Genomic DNA, 4,139 nt, shown 5'->3' on the forward strand with positions numbered 1-4,139 from the left:
GCCCACTGGAACAGGTTCGTATAGCAGTGAACGTTAGCCATGTTCCTGAACTCCCAGATACCGGCATCTTTTTCATCAATCGTTTTTTCTATCTTCTTTAACAACAGTTCAATCCAACGGTCGGAATCTTTTCTTTCAGAAAAAATAAAACGGTGGTCAGTATATAATGGCAGCATGGAAATAAGTACCTGTCCATATATATCGTTCTGGATATGCTCAAATGCCTGGTTGCCTACCCGTACAGGCTTATTGCCCAGGTAACCATCCAGGTGGGGAAGGATGGTTTCGGACAGGGTCTTCTGCCCGGTGATCCCATATAGTGGCTGATAACGGAAGTCGCCCGAAAAAGAGATATCCGTAATATAACCAAAGTACCGTTCCATTTCTTCAAAATGGCCGATGTGGTTCAGGGCAGTAATAATATAATAGGTATCGCGCATCCAGCAATAGCGGTAGTCCCAGTTACGCCCGCTTTCAGGAAATTCCGGCAGACTGGTGGTACTGGCGGCAATGATGGCGCCGGTATCTTCATACTGGTGTATTTTCAGCGCTAAAGCGGAGCGGATCACGTAAGGCTGGAAGTAATTGGCAATGGAAGAATGCTTGATCCAGGTTCTCCAATAGGAAACGGTTTCCCGGAGAAAACGCTCTGCGGTACTGGCCAGCGGCGCTTCCAGCGGATGGCCGTAAGTGAGGATCAGGTACCGGGTATCGTTCAGCACGAAAAATTCCTTATCAATCAGGTAGCTGACAGCAATATTGGTAGTGAGACGGATGTTTTCTTCGCAGCCGGTGAACTCAATATGACTGCTGCCTCTCATCGGGCGCAGTTTCGATGCGCCGTAATCGCAGGTAGGTTCGCATTTCACCCGGATGCGGGGAGAGCCTTCCAGCGGTTCAATTTTCCGGATCAGCATAAGCGGTTTAAAAAAGCGCTCGAACTGAAGGAAGCGGGGCGCAAAATCAGTTACCCGGTAGCTGCCCTCTGTGGTGGTAATTTCAGTACATAGTATATTGGTGTTTTCCAGGTAGTACTGGTGGGAAGAATAATCGGCTTCCGGTAAAATGGAAAAGGAGCCGCCTTTCTTTTTGTCCAGCAATCCACCGAAAACAAAGGAACTATCCATGCGGGGCCAGCAAAGCCAATCGATGTTTGTATCCTTATTAATATGCGCCAGGAATGCGCAGTTGCCAATAAGTCCGGTCTGATAGGTATGTCTTTCCATATGGGCCTTACATTTGTTTTTGAATTACATTTTTATCCGGGAATTGTTCAACCCGTCGAACAAAAGCTGTTCCAATAATGCCATCATGGTAATTATTAACAAAACATATCCTGTTGTATTCTTGGTTTAAACCCTTATTTTTAAGTATAAAGTTCCACTACGATGCAGACATTGAAAAAGCAGCAATACCTTCCTCGTTTTACAGCGCCATTAAACAGTGGGGACACGAAAACTTATCTGCTGGCGGGAGATCTGGGAGGCACCAAAACAAACCTGGCATTGTTCAGCAGCCTGAATGGAGAATTGGATCTGATCCGCCAGGAAAAGTATGCTTCGCGTGATTACCAGAATTTTTCGGAGATGATTAAGCGCTTTCTCAGCGACAGCGCCGATACCCCGCCGCAGCGTATATGCATAGGCGTAGCCGGGCCGGTGGTAAAGGGAAAAGTAGAGCTCACCAACCTGAGCCGGGAGCTGAGTGAGGAGGAAATAAGGCAGAGCACTGGTATCCAGGCGGTAGCGCTTATCAACGATCTCGAAGCTACTGCATATGGATTGGCTACCCTGGCGCCGCATCAGCTCACCACCCTGCACCGGGGAGCTGCAGATCACACAGGAAATATCGCCATTATAGCGCCGGGCACAGGATTGGGAATGGCCGGCCTGTTCTGGGATGGCCAATATCATCACCCGTTTCCAACGGAAGGTGGCCACACTGATTTTGCACCAAGAACCGACCTGGATATTTTATTACTCAGGTATCTCCAGGAGAAATATGACATAGTAAGCTGGGAACGCCTTATCAGCGGGCCGGGCATCATCGATATTTATGAATTCCTGCGGGATATAAAAGGAATGGACGAGCCCACAGAGCTGAGGACATTAATGGACGCCGGCGATGCTGCCGCAGAAATCAGTAAGGCGGCGATAGCAGGAAAGATTCCTGTTTGCATTAAAACGATGGAACTGTTTGTCCGTTATCTGGCCAGGGAATCCTGTAACCTGGTGCTGAAAATGAAGTCGACCGGCGGTTTGTTCCTTGGTGGCGGGATTCCGCCGAAAATAGCGGCATTACTGGAAACCGGTGGGTTCTATCATCATTACATGCAGGGCGACCGGATGGCGGAGTTATTGGCCAGTGTACCGATCCACATTGTGAACAATGATAAATCCGCCTTATGGGGCGCTGCCTATTATGCCGGATTATTAAAAGAATAATTTATTTTTGTGAGATAGATAACAGGAAATGGTGTCTTCCTGACCAGAACCGTCAGCCCAGGGCTGTCTGATGGCGCCTACAAATATTATAGTGGTAGCATGGCTGCCATATAACGCTGCTATTTGTAGGATATGAAACAAACGAAATCTTTACTGGAACAATTGTCCGTAGCTAAACAGTTGCTGCGCTGGACTATATTGGTAACACCCGTTGCCATTATTGTAGGATCTTTAGTGGCGCTGTTCCTATGGCTGCTGGAAGTGGTTACCAAACTACGTATGCAGCATGAATGGCTGCTTTTGGGCCTGCCGCTGGCGGGCATACTTATTTACTGGCTGTATCGCATTGGCGGGAAGAATGCCGAAAAAGGCAACAACCTGATCATGGATGAGATCCATCAGCCGGGAGGCGGCGTGCCTGCTCGTATGGCGCCGCTGGTGCTGATCACCACCATCATCACCCACTTATTTGGCGGCTCCGCCGGACGGGAAGGAACAGCGGTACAGATTGGCGGCAGCATGGCCGGACTGATTGGCAAAAAACTGGGACTACCGGCTCCGGATATACGAATTTTACTGATGACAGGGATTGCTGCAGGATTCGGGGCTGTATTTGGTACCCCGCTTACGGGGGCTGTATTTGCACTGGAGGTACTGGCCATCGGTGTAATGCGTTACGACGCATTAATACCCTGCCTGATTGCAGCAGTTTTTGCCGATATTGTATGCAGCGCCTGGGGCATTGAACATACCCATTACCATATATTGTATAAGACAGACCCGCTGGTGAACTGGCTTCCCTTTGTTCATCACAATCTCCTGCTGCTGGCGAAGGTGATTGTGAGCGGTGTATGCTTTGGGCTAAGCAGTCTTCTATTCTCCAAACTTATTCATAATATTAAAGATAACGCCAATGCCTATATTAAAATTCCCTGGCTGATCCCGGTGATAGGTGGAATCGTTATTATACTGTTGAGCTATGTAGCAGGCACAACAGATTACCTTGGGTTAGGCGTATACAGCAAATCATCTGACGGGGTAAGTATCATCGCCGCTTTTGATCCCAACGGGCATATTAACGACTGGAGTTGGCTCTGGAAGCTGGTTTTCACGGCTATTACCCTTGGAATGGGTTTCAAAGGGGGAGAGGTGACCCCCTTATTTTTCATTGGCGCTACACTCGGGCATACGCTGGCGCTGGTACTGGGCGCCCCGGTAGACCTCTTTGCAGGCCTGGGATTTATTGCTGTTTTTGCAGGCGCCACCAATACGCCCATTGCCTGTACGTTAATGGGCGCTGAACTATTTGGCACGGAACATATCCTGTATTTTGCAGTGGCTTGTTTTACCGCTTATTACTTCAGCGGTCATTCAGGGATTTATGGGGCGCAGCGACTGGAAATAAAAAAGCTGCACTAACAATTTTGTCAGTACCTTTTTCTTTTACGGGGAGCTTTTACATTTGGGGTATGATAAACATTACAGGCATGCACCATATCGCCATACAGGCGAAAGATTATAAAGCCACCATTAACTTTTATGAATCACTGGGGCTTACTTTTTTTCACAGCTGGATCCTGCCGGAATTTAATATTGAGTACGCTGCGCTGTTACGTATTCCCGGTACATCCTCTTTCATAGAAATATTTGATAAAGGCGCCAATGTAGCCACACAAGGCCGCCGGCCCCGCGATG

4 protein-coding genes and 1 riboswitch are annotated in these 4,139 nt (G+C 48.3%); of the genes, 3 read left to right on the forward strand and 1 reads right to left on the reverse strand.

Features of this window, described 5'->3' with window-relative positions; all coding sequences use genetic code 11:
- The coding region (locus VIM72_RS01020) for a glycoside hydrolase family 15 protein (RefSeq protein WP_332001010.1) at positions 1 to 1,226 on the reverse strand (1,226 nt) is incomplete at its 3' end.
- A gap of 162 nt (positions 1,227 to 1,388) precedes the next feature.
- On the opposite strand from VIM72_RS01020, the gene glk reads away from it, so the two are divergent.
- The 3 genes from glk to VIM72_RS01035 form a co-directional block, all read left to right on the forward strand.
- Complete coding sequence (glk, locus tag VIM72_RS01025) at positions 1,389 to 2,444, forward strand: glucokinase (RefSeq protein WP_332001011.1); 1,056 nt, start codon at positions 1,389 to 1,391, stop codon at positions 2,442 to 2,444.
- Positions 2,445 to 2,459: 15 nt separating this feature from the next.
- Positions 2,460 to 2,531, forward strand: a riboswitch (Fluoride riboswitch).
- A 45-nt stretch (positions 2,532 to 2,576) separates the two neighbouring features.
- On the forward strand, positions 2,577 to 3,863 hold the full coding sequence (locus VIM72_RS01030) for a voltage-gated chloride channel family protein (RefSeq protein ID WP_332001012.1): 1,287 nt from the start codon (positions 2,577 to 2,579) through the stop codon (positions 3,861 to 3,863).
- A gap of 50 nt (positions 3,864 to 3,913) precedes the next feature.
- On the forward strand, positions 3,914 to 4,139 hold a 226-nt coding region (locus tag VIM72_RS01035; protein ID WP_332001013.1), incomplete at its 3' end, for a hypothetical protein.

Origin of the sequence: Chitinophaga sp. (assembly GCF_036569185.1) — a bacterium.
GTDB lineage: Bacteria > Bacteroidota > Bacteroidia > Chitinophagales > Chitinophagaceae > Chitinophaga.

Bases quoted from the DNA above. Each gene is read 5' to 3' on its own strand.
- VIM72_RS01030 (WP_332001012.1), top strand. From the start codon at position 2,577: ATGAAACAAACGAAATCTTTACTGGAACAATTGTCCGTAGCTAAACAG.
- glk (WP_332001011.1), top strand. From the start codon at position 1,389: ATGCAGACATTGAAAAAGCAGCAATACCTTCCTCGTTTTACAGCGCCA.